General features: G+C 69.6%; 21 protein-coding genes. 13 read left to right on the plus strand and 8 right to left on the minus strand.

All coding sequences use genetic code 11. The features are described 5' to 3' along the window. Positions 1-864, minus strand: a complete 864-nt coding sequence (locus BM228_RS01665) for an SCO family protein (RefSeq protein WP_092036533.1) — start codon at positions 862-864, stop codon at positions 1-3. Between the two features lie 52 nt (positions 865-916). Here BM228_RS01665 and BM228_RS01670 point away from each other — a divergent pair, with 52 nt between their 5' ends. After that, a complete protein-coding gene (locus BM228_RS01670; protein ID WP_092036535.1) occupies positions 917-1,360 on the plus strand; it encodes a cyclic nucleotide-binding domain-containing protein in 444 nt (147 codons plus the stop codon). 2 nt (positions 1,361-1,362) lie between these two features. On the opposite strand, the gene BM228_RS01675 is transcribed toward BM228_RS01670, so the two are convergent. After that, positions 1,363-1,806: a VOC family protein gene (locus tag BM228_RS01675; RefSeq protein ID WP_092036537.1), complete on the minus strand. Its 444-nt coding sequence runs from the start codon at positions 1,804-1,806 to the stop codon at positions 1,363-1,365. 159 nt (positions 1,807-1,965) lie between these two features. Here BM228_RS01675 and BM228_RS01680 point away from each other — a divergent pair, with 159 nt between their 5' ends. Continuing rightward, positions 1,966-2,658, plus strand: a complete 693-nt coding sequence (locus tag BM228_RS01680; RefSeq protein WP_425284886.1) for a L,D-transpeptidase — start codon at positions 1,966-1,968, stop codon at positions 2,656-2,658. 355 nt (positions 2,659-3,013) lie between these two features. Further along, positions 3,014-3,517 carry a thermonuclease family protein gene (locus tag BM228_RS01685; protein WP_092036762.1) on the plus strand — a complete coding sequence of 168 codons (504 nt, stop codon included), beginning with the start codon at positions 3,014-3,016 and terminating at the stop codon, positions 3,515-3,517. 6 nt (positions 3,518-3,523) lie between these two features. On the opposite strand, the gene BM228_RS01690 is transcribed toward BM228_RS01685, so the two are convergent. Continuing rightward, positions 3,524-4,636 (minus strand): AI-2E family transporter, encoded by a 1,113-nt coding sequence (locus BM228_RS01690; protein WP_092036541.1) that lies wholly within the window; start codon positions 4,634-4,636, stop codon positions 3,524-3,526. A gap of 320 nt (positions 4,637-4,956) precedes the next feature. On the opposite strand from BM228_RS01690, the gene BM228_RS01695 reads away from it, so the two are divergent. The 6 genes from BM228_RS01695 (at position 4,957) to BM228_RS01720 (ending at position 8,269) form a co-directional block, all read left to right on the plus strand. Next, positions 4,957-5,265 (plus strand): acyl carrier protein, encoded by a 309-nt coding sequence (locus tag BM228_RS01695; RefSeq protein ID WP_050734803.1) that lies wholly within the window; start codon positions 4,957-4,959, stop codon positions 5,263-5,265. A gap of 23 nt (positions 5,266-5,288) precedes the next feature. Further along, positions 5,289-5,756, plus strand: coding sequence for a 3-hydroxyacyl-ACP dehydratase FabZ family protein (locus tag BM228_RS01700; RefSeq protein ID WP_092036542.1), 468 nt, complete (start codon positions 5,289-5,291; stop codon positions 5,754-5,756). Then, positions 5,753-6,892, plus strand: coding sequence for a beta-ketoacyl-ACP synthase (locus BM228_RS01705; RefSeq protein WP_092036544.1), 1,140 nt, complete (start codon positions 5,753-5,755; stop codon positions 6,890-6,892). Before BM228_RS01700 ends, BM228_RS01705 begins: the two co-directional genes overlap by 4 nt. 346 nt (positions 6,893-7,238) lie before the next feature. Next, positions 7,239-7,448: a cold-shock protein gene (locus tag BM228_RS01710; protein WP_007568877.1), complete on the plus strand. Its 210-nt coding sequence runs from the start codon at positions 7,239-7,241 to the stop codon at positions 7,446-7,448. Between the two features lie 110 nt (positions 7,449-7,558). Further along, positions 7,559-7,927: a DUF6481 family protein gene (locus tag BM228_RS01715; RefSeq protein ID WP_007568880.1), complete on the plus strand. Its 369-nt coding sequence runs from the start codon at positions 7,559-7,561 to the stop codon at positions 7,925-7,927. A gap of 141 nt (positions 7,928-8,068) precedes the next feature. Beyond that, positions 8,069-8,269 (plus strand): hypothetical protein, encoded by a 201-nt coding sequence (locus BM228_RS01720; RefSeq protein WP_092036546.1) that lies wholly within the window; start codon positions 8,069-8,071, stop codon positions 8,267-8,269. Positions 8,270-8,281: 12 nt separating this feature from the next. Here BM228_RS01720 and BM228_RS01725 read toward each other — a convergent pair whose 3' ends face one another. Next, positions 8,282-8,764 carry a GNAT family N-acetyltransferase gene (locus BM228_RS01725; protein WP_092036764.1) on the minus strand — a complete coding sequence of 161 codons (483 nt, stop codon included), beginning with the start codon at positions 8,762-8,764 and terminating at the stop codon, positions 8,282-8,284. Between the two features lie 2 nt (positions 8,765-8,766). Further along, positions 8,767-9,534 carry an NAD kinase gene (locus tag BM228_RS01730; RefSeq protein WP_092036548.1) on the minus strand — a complete coding sequence of 256 codons (768 nt, stop codon included), beginning with the start codon at positions 9,532-9,534 and terminating at the stop codon, positions 8,767-8,769. A 146-nt stretch (positions 9,535-9,680) separates the two neighbouring features. Between BM228_RS01730 and cutA the strand changes: the two genes are divergently transcribed. The 3 genes from cutA (at position 9,681) to BM228_RS01745 (ending at position 11,174) form a co-directional block, all read left to right on the plus strand. Beyond that, positions 9,681-10,025 (plus strand): divalent-cation tolerance protein CutA, encoded by a 345-nt coding sequence (gene cutA / locus BM228_RS01735; protein WP_092036550.1) that lies wholly within the window; start codon positions 9,681-9,683, stop codon positions 10,023-10,025. 192 nt (positions 10,026-10,217) lie between these two features. Next, positions 10,218-10,709 (plus strand): lipocalin-like domain-containing protein, encoded by a 492-nt coding sequence (locus tag BM228_RS01740; RefSeq protein WP_092036552.1) that lies wholly within the window; start codon positions 10,218-10,220, stop codon positions 10,707-10,709. 33 nt (positions 10,710-10,742) lie between these two features. Continuing rightward, the gene (locus tag BM228_RS01745) at positions 10,743-11,174 is read left to right on the plus strand and encodes a YybH family protein (RefSeq protein ID WP_092036554.1); all 432 of its coding nucleotides are present in this window, start codon (positions 10,743-10,745) and stop codon (positions 11,172-11,174) included. 296 nt (positions 11,175-11,470) lie between these two features. On the opposite strand, the gene BM228_RS01750 is transcribed toward BM228_RS01745, so the two are convergent. Further along, a complete protein-coding gene (locus tag BM228_RS01750; RefSeq protein ID WP_092036556.1) occupies positions 11,471-12,088 on the minus strand; it encodes an LbetaH domain-containing protein in 618 nt (205 codons plus the stop codon). 300 nt (positions 12,089-12,388) lie between these two features. On the opposite strand from BM228_RS01750, the gene BM228_RS01755 reads away from it, so the two are divergent. Beyond that, positions 12,389-12,997, plus strand: coding sequence for a cupin domain-containing protein (locus BM228_RS01755; protein WP_092036558.1), 609 nt, complete (start codon positions 12,389-12,391; stop codon positions 12,995-12,997). Between the two features lie 68 nt (positions 12,998-13,065). On the opposite strand, the gene BM228_RS01760 is transcribed toward BM228_RS01755, so the two are convergent. Then, positions 13,066-14,202: a glycosyltransferase family 2 protein gene (locus BM228_RS01760; protein ID WP_092036560.1), complete on the minus strand. Its 1,137-nt coding sequence runs from the start codon at positions 14,200-14,202 to the stop codon at positions 13,066-13,068. Then, a complete protein-coding gene (locus tag BM228_RS01765) occupies positions 14,199-14,954 on the minus strand; it encodes a lysophospholipid acyltransferase family protein (RefSeq protein ID WP_092036766.1) in 756 nt (251 codons plus the stop codon). Before BM228_RS01765 ends, BM228_RS01760 begins: the two co-directional genes overlap by 4 nt. Positions 14,955-15,042 lie beyond the last annotated feature (88 nt).

The raw sequence follows: 15,042 nt of genomic DNA on the forward strand, positions 1-15,042 counted from the left end.
TCAGGCGGCGCGCCTGCGCGTCCGGTGGATCAGGCCAAAGATCAGCACGGCGATCCCCAGGATCGTCGCGATCCCGGCGACCGTGAGGATCCGCTCGACCAGGGGCGTGTAGAGGCCGCGTGCGGCATCGTAGCCGTAACAGAGCAGGGCGAGGCGATCGGCCAGGCCTCCGACCTGGCCCTCGCCGGCTTCCGTGAGGGCGAGGCGGAGATCCCGCCCGGTGAGCGCCAGGGGCGAGAGCACCCGGGCGACCCGGCCGTCGCCGGTGAGCAGCATGGCGGCGGCGGGATGGGCGAAGCTGTCCGTCCCGGCATCGTAGATTGCCGTGTAGCCCAGGGCGGCGGTCAGGGTCGCGACGGCGGCCTCTGAAGCGATCAGAGGGCGGATACCGGCCGCGCGCTGGCCGAGGGTCTCTTTGAGCATGCGGCGCGCCGCCGCGGAATCGTCCCGCGGATCGATCCCGACAAGCACCCATGCGTAATCTTCCGCGGCCAGACCGGTCGCCGCGAGGGCGTCGGCCGCCATCGACAGCATTGGGTCGCAGACATTGCCGCAGGTGTAATCCACCGGCAGCAGCAGGGCGGCGCGCCCGCCCAGCGCCCGGCCCAGCGTGGTCGCCTGGTCGGTCCGCGCATCCGTAACGGCGAGATCGAGGGGCACCCGGGCGCCGGGGGCGGGGGCCGCCGCCACGCGGGCGAGGTCGGCCTGGACCAGGCGCGCCCGGGCCGGTCCCGCACTCGGCAACACGCCGCACAGAATCGTAAGCACGGCGGCGATCAAAGGCCGGAACACCGGGGCTGCGTCGGGAGTGGGACTGGACAAGTTCTTGATGAACCGCATGGATGTCTGGGCCGATCCGGCCATCCGAATACCATCCATGCCCGCGAGGGCGTGAAGCCCCTCGCGGAGCCCGCGAATGACCCTCGATACCGAGGTATCCTCCTTAAGGCAGGTTCCGCTGTTCCGCGAGGTGGAGCCGGCTCGCCTGAAGCTTCTGGCCTTCACCAGCGAGCGCGTGCATTTCGAGCCGGGGCAGCGCTTCTTCGCCCGGGGCGACGTGGCGGATGCGGCCTACGTGATCCTCAAGGGCAGCGCTGAGGTCAGCATCGACGGGCCGGCCGGTCCGATCCGGCTGGCACTGCTCGGGCAGGATGCCCTGGTCGGCGAGATGGGCATCCTGGCCGACCAGCCCCGCTCGGCTACCGTGACGGCGGACTCGGCCGTGACGGCGCTCCGCATTGATCGCGGCGTGTTCCTGGAGCTGCTGGCGCAGTTTCCCCAGATCAGCATCGCGCTGATGCGGGTGTTGGCCCTGCGGCTCGAACAGACCAACCAGGCGCTGGCCGAGAGCCGCGGCTGATCTCACGCGGTCGGATAGGTGATGAATTCCAGGAGCGAGCCGTCCGGATCGCGGAAATAGACGCTGAGGCCAGCCCCCGCGGCGCCGTTCCGCTCGACCGGGCCGAGTTCCACCGGCACGCCGACGGCTTCGAGATGCGCCATCGCCTCCTCGATGGTGCCTGACCAGCGAAAGCACAGATCGCTGTTGCCCGGCAGCACGGGCTGCGCCGCCACCGGTTCCGCCTTCACGCCCGGGCCGTGGCAATTGAGCTGCACGCCGCCGAACCGGTATGCGAAGCCGCCCCCGCGTTCGATCACCTCGGCGCCGACCACATCTTGGTAAAAAGCGTTAGACCGCGCCCAGTCGGTGACGTGGATCACGCAATGGTCGAGGTGGATTGCTGGGCGCAGCGGTACCGCGGGCGCCACCAAGGCGTCGGTCGGAAGCGTCTCGGTCTCGGCCATGATCACCTTCGCGGTTGTCGCACGGGCTTCGGGTCTCGCGTTCTGAATTAGGGCGCAACCGTGGCCGCGGCAGCGGGCGCTCGCGCGCCGCTGCGGCGCAAAAGCTACATCGTCACCGGCGTCGAGACGGTAGGCATGGGGTCCAGGACCGTATCCCGCATGTCAGGACCCATGATCGCAACACGCCCATCGGCCTGGAGCCGAATTCGCCGGCTCCTGCTCTCGCGAATTCTGCTCGCCGTGGTGGCGATCGCCCCGCTGGCGGCCTGCCAGACGCGCCCGTCCCAGCTGGCGCAGGACGATGAATCGGCCTGGTACATCGGCACGAAGGCCGACAAGCCCTACGACATTCCCTTGGTCGACACGGCGCGGCTCGACCCGAAGTACCGCCGCCAGCAGGTCAGCTACAACGGCCCGGAGAAGCCCGGGACGATCCTGGTCGATATCGACCAGCGCCAGCTGCTCCTGGTCCAGGCGGACGGCACCGCGATGCAGTACGGCGTCGGCGTCGGCAAGGCCGGCTTCTCCTGGAAGGGCGAGGCGCGGGTCGGCCGCAAGGGCGTCTGGCCGGATTGGAGCCCGACCGTCACGATGGTCTCGCTCAACCCGGACCTGCCGCGCACCCGCAAGGGCGGCGTCGACAACCCGCTCGGTGCCCGCGCCCTCTACCTGTACCAGGGCAACCGCGACATTCTGTTCCGCATCCACGGTACCAACGAGCCCTGGAGCATCGGCGAGCAGATGTCGTCGGGCTGCGTCCGCATGCTCAACGAGGACATCGCCGACCTCTACGAGCGCGTACCGGTGGGCACCCGGGTGCTGGTGAAGCGCAACGGCAAGTACCGGGCCTGACGCCCGCCGGGCGTGCCTGAAGGCCACTGGTCGCGCCGGGCCTCATGCGATCGGCGCGCGCCCTTTCCCGGGCGCGGGCGGCGCCAGCACGAAGGTGCCTGCCAGGCGGGCCGCCGGGCGCTATCCGCATCTACGGCGGTGCAGCACCGAAAACCCTTTCGCAACCTATCCGCGCGACGCTTCGCCAAGCCCGTTCCGGGATGACGGCCGTGCCGATCCATCGCGGGCAGAACGCACGCGACAGGACGCTCAGGCGTCCCTGGGCGCCAGCGTAGCCGGCAAAATCGCCACAATGGTCGGCGACCCTGAGCAATTCCAAAACCACCTTTGCCGCCCCTTCGTGGACAGCTTTCTGATGACAAGATCGATGCTCGCCCTGCTCCTCCTCTGCGGTCCGGCCGCCGCGGCTGGGACGATCAGCGGGCCCGCGACGGTGATCGACGGCGACACGATCGAGGTGCACGGCACCCGCATCAATCTCTACGGGATCGACGCGCCCGAGACGGCGCAGAGCTGCCAGACCGTGACCGGGCAGGAATACCGCTGCGGTCGTCAGGCTGCGCAGGCGCTGAGCGCGCATATCGGCAGCGGAATCGTCACCTGCGAGCGCCGCGAGGGTTCGGCCGCGGGCGGCATCGCCGGCCTCTGCCTCGCGCAGGGCGAGGACCTGTCCGCCTGGATGGTCGCCAAGGGCTACGCGCTGGCGAGCCGCCATGTGGCTGCGGCCTATACCCGTCAGGAGGGCCAAGCCTGGGCGACCCGGCGCGGCCTCTGGGCCGGGACCTTCGAGAAGCCGGCCGACTGGCGCCAGGACCGGCGTCGCATGGAGGCCTCGGCCGGGCCGGGCGCGGCCGAGTAGGGACGCTCACGCCGTCCGGTCGTGGCCCTCGGTGAACTCCCGCCACAGCAGCACTAGCGCTGCCATCACGGCCGGGCCGACGAACAGGCCGAGCAGGCCGAAGGTCTCGACCCCGCCGAGAATGCCGAGCAGCACCCACAGGAACGGCAGCTTGGTGGTGCCCCCGATCAGCGCCGGCCGGACGAAGTGATCGGCCACGAAGGTCACCACGAGGCCCGCCACCGCCACGACGACCGCCGCCTTCACCGAGCCCGCCGCGACCAGGAGAAGCGCTGCGATCGCGATGGCGACGGCCGCGCCGAACGGGATCATGGCGGCCACCGCCGTGAAGGCGCCGAGCAGCACCGGGTGCGGCACGCCGGCGAAGTAATAGACGACGCCGAGGATGAAGCCCTCGCCGAGCCCGACCAGCACGAGGCCGTCGACGGTGCCGTGCACCGAGGCCACCATCTGCCGCGCCACGCGCTCGCCCCGGGGGCCGAACAGGCGGTCGCAGGCGACCCGGGCCTGCTCCGTCACCGTCCGCCAATCCCGGAACAGGAAGAACAGGGCGACGAGGCTGAAGCCGAACAGCACGATCCGGTGCAGCACCTCGCGCCCGAAATTCCGCGAGGCCCCGACCACCGAGTGGTTCTCGAACCGGTGCAGGAGGTCCGAGCCGGCCTGGGCGTGCCCGAGATTGTCGTTCCACCACGCGGTGGCCTGGGCGGCGCCGTAGGGCAGGTGCTGGAGGAATTCCGGGGCCGGGACGCCGTTCGCCTCGGCGTTGCGGACGAATTCGGCGACGTCGTGGGCTTCGCGCGCCGCCTGCACGCCCAGGATCGCGAGCGGTGCGAGGAATACCAGCGCCACGGCCGTGGTCATCAGCGTCGGCAGCAGCAGGTTGTGCCGGCCCGGCGGGAAGCGCCGCTCCAGGCGGGCGTAGAGCGGCCACAGGGCGATCGCCAGCACCACCGCCCAGGCCAGGGCCGGCAGGAAGCCGTGCAGGATCCAGAGCCCGAGCGCCGAGAGCGCCAGGACCAGCACGACCCGCGCCGCGCCCTGCGAGCGCGCCCGTTCCGGCGGGGGTGGGGCGGCGGCATGCGCCGGAACCGCGACGGGTTGAGCCGTGGGTAACATCCGTTTCGTCTCCTGGCGCTGCGAAGGTTCGCCCGCACGCTGGCTCGAGTCTTCGCGTTTCCGCGATGCGCCGCCGTGAAAGATCGCGTTCCGGCGAAGAATTCCGTGCCGGACCGCGAACCAGCGCAGCAACGCGCCGGGAACCGCCGCGGTTGCCGCCTCCGACCCCCTCGTGTAGAGGTCGCGGCCGTCCGACCGGCCCGCGCAAGTGGGGCCGGTATGCGTATTGGTGGCCGCGCGGGGCGTGAGCGCCGGGTCGCCCGGCGTCGAGGGGGCTCCCCGCCCGACCGATCCGGAAACCGAACAGCCCGCGAGAAGACATGTCCGACGAGCCCGCCCACGGCAGCGCCACCTTCGAGCGCGTGGCCGACATCATAGCCGAGACGGCCGATATCCCGCGGGACAAGATCACCCCGGAGAGTCACGCCATCGACGATCTCGGCATCGACAGCCTCGCCTTCCTCGACATCGCCTTCGCGGTGGACAAGGCCTTCGGGATCAAGCTGCCGCTCGAGCGCTGGACCCAGGAGGTCAACGAGGGCAAGGTCCCGGCGGAACAGTATTTCGTGCTCAAGAACCTGTGCGCGCGCATCGACGCCCTGGTGGCCGAGAAGGCCGCCAAGGTCTGACGCGCTAGAGCCCGACGCCCCCCATGCGCCTCGAATATTTCGAGATGATCGACGCCGTGCGGCACCTCAACCGGGCCGCCGGCCGGATCGAGGCGCTCGCCCGGGTGCCGCTGGAGAGCCCCGTCTTCGAGGGGCATTTCCCCGGCCACCCGCTGGTGCCGGGCGTGTTGCTGACCGAGACGATGGCGCAGGCCTCTGGCTATCTCGTGCTCGCCCATCTCGACTTCACCCGGATGCCGTTCCTCACCGGGGTCGACAAGGCCCGGTTCCGGTCCTTCGTCGGGCCCGGCGCGGAGCTGGTCGTCACGGCAACTCTGGAGCATGACGGCTCGGGCTACGCGGTGACCAAGGCCGCGATCAGCCATGCCGGCAAGCCGCTCTGCGACGCCGAGCTGCGCTTCCGCACCATGCCGTTCCCGGATGGGCTCGACGCGCCGATGCGCGAACGCGCCCGGACCATCGGCCTGTTCCCGGATCCGGTGCAGCCATGACCCGCCCGGTCTTCGTCACCGGCCTCGGCCTCGTTTCCTGCGTGGGGGAGGGGATCGAGGCGCATCTCGCCGCCCTCGACGCCGGCGCGGCGCCCCGGACCGACACCGAGGCTTTTGCACCCTATTGCGTGCATCCGGCGCCCCCGATTGCCTGGGACGGGCAGATCCCGAAGCGCAGCGACCAGCGCCAGATGGAGGCGTGGCAGCGGCTCGGCGTCTACGCCGCGGGCCTCGCCCTCGACTCCGCCGGCGCGAAGGACGATGCCGCCCTCAAGCAGGCGCTCCACCTCGTAGTGGCGGCGGGCGGGGGCGAGCGCGACTACGCGGTCGACGGCGCGATCCTGACGGGCTTGCGCGACGCGGCCGACCCGGGCGCCTACCTGAACGAGCGGCTGCAGAACGACCTGCGGCCGACGCTCTTCTTAGCCCAGCTCTCGAACCTGCTCGCCGGCAACATCGCCATCGTGCACGGGGTCACGGGCGCCTCGCGCACCTTCATGGGCGAGGAAGCATCCGGCGTCGATGCGCTGCGGATCGCCCAGGCCCGGGTCGCCTCGGGCCAGATCGACGCGATCCTGGTCGGCGGCTCCTACAGCGCCGAGCGGCCGGACGTGCTCGTGATCCATGAGATGGGCGGCTACCTCGCCCGCGCGCCCTACCGGCCGGTCTTCGCGCGCGACGCGCAGGCGGAGGGCGGGGCCGGCTTCATCCTGGGCAGCTGCGCGGCGTTCCTGATGCTGGAATCGGAAGCGCACGCCGCCGCCCGCGGCGCCCGGGCGCTCGCCCGGTTGGACCGGGTCGCCAGCGACCGCACCCGACGGACGCCCGGCAGCGTCGCCGGCAGCCTCGAAGCCATGTGGCGGCAGGCCGGTCTGTCGGCGCCGGATCGCGTCCTGTCCGGCGCCACTGGGGTCGCGCCGATCACCGCAGAGGAGCGGGACGCTCTCAGTCGCCTGGCCCCGGGCGCAGACCTCCGCGCGCTCGGCGACGTGATCGGCCACGGGCTCGAAGTCGTTGCCCCGTTCGGCGCGGCGCTCGCCGCCGGCCTCGTTGCGGCGGGAGCAGCCCGGGAGGTGGCGGTGACGACGGTCGGCCATCGCCGTGGCGAAGGTGTGCTGCGCCTGGTTCCGGCCTGACCCGCGCCAGGGGCCGGGCTCGCGGCGCGGCGATACAAGGTCATCCGCATTTCGGCGGCCCGAGCTATCTGTCTGACGGGGCGGATCTTCTGGCCTGATCGCGCCTCTATTCCGGTCGATCGGGCGACTGACGCAGCGATTCTGTTTCGGGCCGAAATATTTCTTCGGACTTGCCAATGCGTCGCCGAAGGTCTATCTCCGGTTTATCGGCACGTGTCCGGATATCTTGGACCGTTACGCCTTCGCAGGGCGGTTCTGACTTTCCTATCGCTATCGGTCGATACCGGTATCCGCTTTTTTGAGCGGGTGCCATTTCTCACTACGCCTGCGAAGATCGAGGAATTCCATGAGCACCGGAACCGTCAAGTGGTTCAACGAGACCAAGGGCTACGGCTTCATCCAGCCGGATGACGGCGGCAAGGACGTGTTCGTGCACGTGTCGGCTGTCGAGCGCGCCGGCCTGCGCGGCCTGAACGAAGGCCAGAAGGTCTCCTACGAGCTGGAAACCGACCGTCGCAGCGGCAAGGAATCCGCTGGCCAGCTCCAGACGGTCTGATCGCCGCTTCGTCGGCCTGTGTCGAAGCCGCTCTTGAGGGAGCGGCTTCTTCGTATTCAAATCCGATTTCGGGACGACGGCGGCCCGCCGCGCCCAACTCAGGAGTGTCTGTGAGCTTTCCGAACAAGCAAGGCGTCGTCGATCGACTGGAGGCCGCCGCCAAGGCGCGGTCCGAGATGCTGGCCCGTTTCCGGGCTCGCCCGACTGCCGATGATCCGGCCGTCCTCGCCCGCCAGTCCGCCCGCCGCGCCGTGGTTGATGCCCGCGAGGCCCGCGCGGCCGAGCGCGCCGCCCAGCGCGAGGCGGAACTCGCCCGTGCCGCCGCCCAGGCCGAGGCCGAGCGCCAGGCCGAGGCCGAGCGCAAGCTCGCCGAGCAGCTCGCCGCACAGGAGCGTGCCAAGGCCCTTCAGGCCGAGCAGAAGCTTCAGCGCGATGCGCGCTACCTCGCCCGCAAGGCCAAGGCCCAGAAGCGCCGCTGAGGCGCCTGCCGCCGAAGGGAATGCCGAACCGGCACGAACGGGCGCGTGAGACCAGAGACTCGGAGCCGTATCCGATCGCATGCGCGGTCGGTGCCCGCCCCGACGGCGTCGCCCTTTCGAACCGCGCCATAGGAGCCCGGCATGACCCATAAATTCAAGATCGGCCAACGCGTCTGCCGCGTGCAGCTCGGACTTCCGGGCGACAAGGGCGGCGGCGAGGTCTTCGAGATCCTGCGCGTCATGCCGGAGGATCAGACCGGCGAGCGCTCCTACCGGATCCGCACGGAAGCCGGCGAGCGCGCGATCCGCGAGAGCGAGCTGGTCGCGGTCAGCCGTCCCTGATCGGCTGCTCCCTCAGAGCGTCCTGAACATCACCAGGGCGTCGACATCGCCCAGCCTCGGATGCCGGAAGGCACCCGGGAGCCGTCCGACCAGGTCGAAGCCGAGGCTCTGCCAGAGCTTGACGGCCCGAAAATTGGTCGAGACCACGAAGTTGAACTGCATCGCCGTGAAGCCGCGCTCGCGCGCTCGATCGAGGGCGTGCACGCCCATGGCCCGGCCGATGCCGCGCCCGGCAGCTTCTGGGCCGGTCATGAAGCCGCAATTGGCGACATGGGCGCCCCCGCCCGCCTGATTGGCGCGGAGGTAGTAGGTGCCGAGCACCACCCCGTCCTGGTCCGCCACGAAGGTCTCGCGGTCCGCCCCCGTCCAGTAGGCCACGGCCTCGGCCTCGCTGAGTCCGGGATCGAGCGCGTAGGTCTCCCCGGCGCGGATGGTCGGCACGATGATCCGGGTGATCGCCTCGTGGTCCGACGTGCGGGCCGCGCGTATCTCCAGGCTCACCCGAACTGTTCCCGCAGGATGCGCTCATCCAGGCTGTGCCCGGGATCGTGCAGCAGCACGAGTTCGGTGGCGCGGTCGAGGGAGGTCTCCACCGTGCAGACCCGGCGGAACTCGGTGTGGTCGGCCACCGCCGCCACCGGGCGATGGGGGGCGTCGAGCACGTCGATCCGGATCCGGGCGTAATCCGGCAGCAGCGCCCCCCGCCAGCGTCGGGGGCGGAAGGCCGAGATTGGGGTCAGAGCCAGCAACTTCGCGTCGAGCGGCAGGATCGGGCCGCCCACCGAGAGGTTGTAGGCGGTCGAGCCCGCCGCCGTGGCGACCAGCACCCCGTCGGCGATCAGCAGGTCCAGCCGGACATGCCCGTCCACGGCGATCTTCAGCTTGGCCGTCTGATGCGTCTGGCGCAGCAAATAGACCTCGTTGATCGCCCGCGCCCGGTGGCTGCGGCCCTCGGTATCGACCACGTCCATCAGCAGGGGATGGATGACGCTGCGCTGGGCAGAATCCAGGTGCTCCAGCAGGTCGTCGTCCCGGAACTCGTTCATCAGAAAACCGACCGTGCCGCGGTTCATCCCGTAGATCGGCTTCGGGTGGTCCATGAAGCGGTGCAGCACCTGCAGCATCAGCCCGTCGCCGCCGAGCGCCACGACGACATCCGCCTCCTCCGGCGGGACATGGTCGTAGCGCCGCATCAGGGCGGCGGCGGCTTCGCGGGCGTAGCCGGTGGGGCTCGCCACGAAGGCGATCTTCTTGGATGTCGACATGGCGTCAGGCGATGCCTGGCCGGGACGTCGGGATCGCGTCGGGGGTCACGTCACGGCTCCAATCTGACGAGCGAACCGCCCGGTTGACGTCGGTGCCCCGCATGCGTCTCACTCCTCGGGCACATGCGCGATCCCGGAGGCATAGCATGGAGCGTCCGCTCCTCGTCTACACCACCTTTCCCGACGCCGCCTCCGCGTTGAATATCGGCGAGGCCCTGGTGCGCGAGCGCCTGATCGCCTGCATCAACGTCCTGCCCGGGATGCTGTCGGTCTACAGCTGGAAGGGCGCGGTGGAACGGGGCGACGAGGTCGCGGCGATCCTCAAGAGCCGTGAGGGCCTGGCCGATGCCCTGTCGGCCGCATTGAAGGCGCGCCACCCCTACGAGACGCCGATCATCCTGCATCTTCCGGTCGCCGGTGCTGATGCCGACACGGCGGCCTGGATTTTTGCGGAGACGCAGCCGGCCGGTGCGGCGCCACCGTCGTCTTGATCGACTCCGGCGTTATACCGCGCTGCGACAACGTCTGGTGAACACGAATACAGCCCTTCAATGCATTCATTGAGGGATGATGCGGAATGTCCGCAAATCGCCTGCGGCGACAATTGACTTCGTGAACATTCAATGCTGAGTTCTCATGACGCCGTAAGTTGAATACGGCTTTATGCCTTGCGGTGGCATGCGATGAGAGGATTGATTGCAATCCTTGCGATCGGATTCGGCATCCCGGCCGCGCAAGCCCTGGAGGCCGACGAGGTGGTCGGAACCTGGCGCCTCGTCACCGCCACGCGGAAGATCGTCGAGACCGGCGAAGTCATCGACGCCTATGGCGGCCCGAAGCCCAATGGCTGGATCAGTTACGGGCGCGATGGGCGGATGATGGTCGTCTGCGCCTTCGAGGGACGCGCGCGGCCCGCCGCCAACGACACGATGTCCGACGCGGATAGGATCCACCTGCACAAGACCTTCTTCGCCTATGCGGGAACGTACACGTTCGACGCCGACCGCGTCACCCACAGCATCGACACGTCCTGGAACGAGGCCTGGACGGGGACATCCCAGGTCCGGCAGGTCGAGCAGAAGGGACGGCAACTGATCTACACGACCACGCCGTTCAAGTTCAACGTCGACGGAAAGCTGAGCGTCATCACGCTGGTTTGGGAAAAGTACCCCTGACCTTCCACTCTGCGGCTCAATAGGGAGGACGACATGTCCCGAACGTATGGTCTGCCGGTGCTGGTTTTCGCCGCCGCACTCATGCCCGGCCTGTGCCGCGCGGAGGCCCTGGAAGCCGATGCCCAGAGCGCGGCGACCAAGTGGGACGAGGCCTACAACCGCGACGACATGGACACGCTGGGCAAGCTCTACACGCAAGACGCCATCGTCGTCACGAAGGGCGCGACCCAGACCCGCGACGGCATCCCAAAGTTCTTCTCCGGCCTCAAGGCGAAGGGCTGGGATGACCACAAGACCACGGTGAAGAACGCCGTCGCGAAGGACAACCTGCTGATCGTCTCGGGCCGCTGGGAGATGACCGGGCCGGTGGAAGGCGGCGCCAAGAAGAAGTTTGAGGGCAATTGGGTGAACGTGCTGGAACGCCAGAAGGACGGCTGGCGGACGGTTCTGCATACGTGGAATTGAGGGGCGCCCGGCGTCCGAAGATTTGATCGCTTGCACCTCTCTTCCGAAGTGAGGCGCCAATCCGTCGGAGCCTGAGTGCAGAAAGGCCCCGCTAGATCGCTCCAGCGAGGCCCGTGCTGAAGTCGGCGCAATCCACCCGCTGGGTCGAATGCCGACTCCCAAAGCCCCTTTCGGGGACACTGCGAATATCGGCTCCGGCTGACGCGGATGCAATCAGAGGCCGAAGGCTGCGCGGATCCGAGCTTCGATGCGTGCCATATGATCTGACAGCAAAGGGCCAACGTCTAAGCGACGCCTCACCCGCCCTGATCGATCAGCCCGAGCCGCGGCACGATGGTGCGCCGGTCGATCACCGCCCCCGGGGCGATCACGGCGTTGGCGCCGATCCGGGCTTCGTCGCCGACGAGCGCGCCGAATTTGCGGGTTCCGGTCTCGATGAGCCGGTCCCCCAACCGGAGGAGGATCGGCCGGTCGGGCGCCTCGTTGCGGTGGTTGGCGATGATCGCGCCGGCTTCGAGGTTCACGCTCGCGCCGAGAATGCTGTCGCCGACGAAGTTGAAATGCGCGGCCGCCGCGCCCGCGAACAGGAACGCGGATTTCAGCTCCGCGCCGGGTCCGACGATGCAATCCGCCTCCAGCCAGCATCCGCCGCGCAGGTAGGCGCCAGTCGCCACGAAGCAGGCCGGCCCGATGATCGCCGGCGGCTTCACGGTCGCGCCGGGTTCCACGATCGCCTGCGCGTGAATCGCGACGCCGTCTCCGACCCGGTAGGTCCCGTCGAGACCGCCGATGCGTTCGGCGATCAAGGCCGCCGCCCGGGCGGTGATCTCCCAGGGGGCCAGGCCGAGCGCGCCCAGCCAGGAGGCGGGATAGCGCGCGATGAGGTCGCGCAGGTCCGGAAGGTCGTCGGCCATGGTCGGTCCGGGAATCGCAGCGGTGATGATCGGCGGCCTCCGATCCTGTCAGCCCGCCTCGCGTGACGCCAGCCACCTGCGCCGAGAGAAGAGATCGAGATTTGAGTTCATGGAAACGCTCGAACGCACGAACTTTCCGCGAATCGCGCCAACATATAATTTGATAAAGGTCAACAATATGAAGATTGAATTGGCTTTTGATTTTAGAATTACAGGCGGATGATTTGGCCCCATCGATGTCTCAGACTATAGGACCTGCGGCGTCGTCTTCGGCGCCGTGAGATTTGGGACGTCGAAACCATGATGTCATTCAAGAAAGCTGGCCGCATCGCGATGGTGCTGTTGGCTTCCGTCGCGAGCGGGACGGGCGTCTCGGCGGCCGGCGACAAGACGAGCGAGCCGCTGATGACCATCGAGGCGGCGCCGTCGGGTCCGGCCGGCCTCACCACGGCCAATCCGCCGGCGCTCCGCTATGGCACTCTCTACGCGGACGCCAAGGGCCAGAGCCACGTCCAGTATTGCGACCTAAAGAACTTCATCTTCAAGAGCTACGCGCCGCCTGCGGCCCCACAATATGTCGGCTTCCCGCCGGGCGAGGTGGCGTCGATCAAGTACGCGATCCTGCCGGTCGGCTATGTCGGCACCTGGCACACGGCCCCCGGCCCGCAATGGGTGATCACCCTGTCGGGGCGCTGGTCGGTCGAGGCCACGGACGGCTCCGTGCTGGAGCAGGGGCCGGGCGAGGTCGAGTTCAACGCCGATACCGGATCGACCCCGCAGGGGCCGGAGGGCCATGTCGGTCACCTCACCCGCCAAGTCGGCGACGTGCCGAACGTTCAGCTGATCGTGTCGCTGAAGCCCCGGAAGGGGAAGCGCTCGACCGATCCGTGCCAGCCGACCGCGCGGTGATCGCCAGGCCTGCCTGACGCTTGCGAGAGCAATCCGGCGGACATGCTCCGCCGGACCCTCGCAAACATTCAGGCGCCGCTGACCGGGTAGGTGCGGCCCTTCCAGGTGGCCGCGCCGGCCCGGACGCCCCGCAGCAGCACGTTCCACTGGATCGCCAGCGCCACCAGCACCGCGGCGGGGTGGAGCGGAATCGTCGCCAGCGGCGCGCGGACCGCCAGGGTGATCGCCGCCCGGGTCGCGAGCGAAAGCGCGCAGGCCGTCGCGGCGAGGATCAGGGCGAGGGGCGGGATAAGGCCGAACGGGCCGGCCAGCACCAGGAGCAGCGGCAGGATCTGGCCGCAGCCCAGGAGCAGGGTCCAAACCGGCAGGGCACGGGGCGTGGCCATGCCCTCATGGGCGTTCTTGGAAAAGCCCGCCCAGGCTTCCGAGAAACCCCGATACATCCGGCAGGTCGCGAGACCCGCCCCGGCCACGAGGTCGGTGCGATAGCCGGCGGCGCGCAGGAGCCGGGGCAGGCGCACGCCGTCGTGCAGGAAGCCGCGGATCGCGCCGTGGCCGCCGATCGCCGCATAGGCCGCGCGCTCGAACAAGATGAGCTGCCCGCAGGCCGCGCCCAGGGCCGGATCCGGGCGGCGGCGCATCAGCGGCACCGGCAGGAAACCGACCAGCAGGAAGTCGATCATCGGCACGGTGAGCAGCTCGCCCAGGGTCTCTGTGCGCTGCCGGGGCACGCCGCTGACCAGCGCCGCACCGGCGCGCCGGGCCCTGGCGGCGAGCGAAGCGGCGGCTTCGGGCTCCAGGCGGACATCCGCGTCGATGAACAGAAGGTGGCGGCCGTTCGCGAGCCCGGCGATGTGGGCGCAGGCGTGGTTCTTGCCGGTCCAGCCCTCGGGCAGCGGCGGCACCGGGGCGACGCGCAGGCGCGAATCCCCGATCGCCCGGACGATTTCGGCAGTCCCGTCCGTCGAATGGTCGTCGCCGACGATCACCTCCACGGGCACGGCCGTGCTGGCGAGGGCGGCCCGCACGGTCCCGGCGATGTTAGCCGCCTCGTTGCGGGCCGGGATCAGGATCGAGACCAGGCCGGGATCGGCCTCGGGCGCGGGCCGGTGCAGGGCGAACAGATTTACCGCGGTCAGGATCGCCGGCAGGGCGGCAGCGAACAGACAGAGCAGGGCCAGCGCCGTGAGGATCGGATCGGTCATCGCCCGGGCTGCCCGTCGCCGACGTGGTGGGCCGGATCGAAGCGGCGCCCGGCCAGCCGCGCGGCGAGGCGCCGCCAGAGATCGTAGACGCCGCCGACGCCCTTGCGCCCCGCGACCAGAGCCCGGAACCGCTCCGGCTCGCGGCTGATCACGTCGGCACTCAGCCGGTCGAGGGTCGCGGTTAGGTCGGCCTCCAGCCGAGCCAGCCGGTCCGCCCGCGGCAGGGCCGCCAACTCAGCGCCCGGGATCCCGGGCCCGAAAGCCGCGAAGGCCTCGGCGCCGCGCTCGTCCCAGAAGGCATATTCGAGGGCGAGCGGCACGAACAGCGTGTCGGGGGCAAGCTCGGCGAGGCGCGCCACGCCCGGGCGCAGGCCGAGGGGGCGGACGCGGACATCGACGAAGCGGCCCTGCGCGGTGATCCAGAGGGCCGTGTCGGCGCGCGCCAGGATCGCCCTGGCGGCGGCCAGGAACTGAGCGGCACCCCGCGGGCTGTCGAGATCGACCCCGAAGGCACCGATCCGCTCGAACACCCGGTAGCGCGCCAGCATGGCGGCATCGAACGGCGCCCGGTTCTCCCGCTGCGGGTAGAGCCGTCCCGATAGCACGATGACCACGGCGGCATCCCACCAGGCGGGATGGTTGCAGTAGATCACCAGCGGGCCGGGATGGTTTGGGGCCGGCGGTTCGCTCCAGAGCGGCATCCGCAGGGCGTCGAAGTGCCGGTGCAGGTAGCGCTCGAACCACGCTTCCATGAAGCGGCGGATCAGGGGCGAGATCGGGCGCAGGGGCGCGGGGGGCGGGGAGGGCACTATCCGAGCCTCCGCGGATGGCCTGATACGG

Source organism: Methylobacterium pseudosasicola, assembly GCF_900114535.1.
Classification (GTDB): domain Bacteria; phylum Pseudomonadota; class Alphaproteobacteria; order Rhizobiales; family Beijerinckiaceae; genus Methylobacterium; species Methylobacterium pseudosasicola.

Excerpts from the sequence above, each read along its gene's own strand:
- BM228_RS01665 (WP_092036533.1), bottom strand. The coding sequence starts at position 864 with ATGGCCGGATCGGCCCAGACATCCATGCGGTTCATCAAGAACTTGTCC.
- BM228_RS01685 (WP_092036762.1), top strand. The coding sequence starts at position 3,014 with ATGACAAGATCGATGCTCGCCCTGCTCCTCCTCTGCGGTCCGGCCGCC.
- BM228_RS01675 (WP_092036537.1), bottom strand. The coding sequence starts at position 1,806 with ATGGCCGAGACCGAGACGCTTCCGACCGACGCCTTGGTGGCGCCCGCG.
- BM228_RS01710 (WP_007568877.1), top strand. The coding sequence starts at position 7,239 with ATGAGCACCGGAACCGTCAAGTGGTTCAACGAGACCAAGGGCTACGGC.
- BM228_RS01730 (WP_092036548.1), bottom strand. The coding sequence starts at position 9,534 with ATGTCGACATCCAAGAAGATCGCCTTCGTGGCGAGCCCCACCGGCTAC.
- BM228_RS01695 (WP_050734803.1), top strand. The coding sequence starts at position 4,957 with ATGTCCGACGAGCCCGCCCACGGCAGCGCCACCTTCGAGCGCGTGGCC.
- BM228_RS01670 (WP_092036535.1), top strand. The coding sequence starts at position 917 with ATGACCCTCGATACCGAGGTATCCTCCTTAAGGCAGGTTCCGCTGTTC.
- BM228_RS01745 (WP_092036554.1), top strand. The coding sequence starts at position 10,743 with ATGTCCCGAACGTATGGTCTGCCGGTGCTGGTTTTCGCCGCCGCACTC.
- BM228_RS01680 (WP_425284886.1), top strand. The coding sequence starts at position 1,966 with ATGTCAGGACCCATGATCGCAACACGCCCATCGGCCTGGAGCCGAATT.
- BM228_RS01740 (WP_092036552.1), top strand. The coding sequence starts at position 10,218 with ATGAGAGGATTGATTGCAATCCTTGCGATCGGATTCGGCATCCCGGCC.
- BM228_RS01700 (WP_092036542.1), top strand. The coding sequence starts at position 5,289 with ATGCGCCTCGAATATTTCGAGATGATCGACGCCGTGCGGCACCTCAAC.
- BM228_RS01720 (WP_092036546.1), top strand. The coding sequence starts at position 8,069 with ATGACCCATAAATTCAAGATCGGCCAACGCGTCTGCCGCGTGCAGCTC.
- BM228_RS01705 (WP_092036544.1), top strand. The coding sequence starts at position 5,753 with ATGACCCGCCCGGTCTTCGTCACCGGCCTCGGCCTCGTTTCCTGCGTG.
- BM228_RS01760 (WP_092036560.1), bottom strand. The coding sequence starts at position 14,202 with ATGACCGATCCGATCCTCACGGCGCTGGCCCTGCTCTGTCTGTTCGCT.
- BM228_RS01765 (WP_092036766.1), bottom strand. The coding sequence starts at position 14,954 with ATGGAAGCGTGGTTCGAGCGCTACCTGCACCGGCACTTCGACGCCCTG.
- cutA (WP_092036550.1), top strand. The coding sequence starts at position 9,681 with ATGGAGCGTCCGCTCCTCGTCTACACCACCTTTCCCGACGCCGCCTCC.
- BM228_RS01755 (WP_092036558.1), top strand. The coding sequence starts at position 12,389 with ATGATGTCATTCAAGAAAGCTGGCCGCATCGCGATGGTGCTGTTGGCT.
- BM228_RS01690 (WP_092036541.1), bottom strand. The coding sequence starts at position 4,636 with ATGTTACCCACGGCTCAACCCGTCGCGGTTCCGGCGCATGCCGCCGCC.
- BM228_RS01750 (WP_092036556.1), bottom strand. The coding sequence starts at position 12,088 with ATGGCCGACGACCTTCCGGACCTGCGCGACCTCATCGCGCGCTATCCC.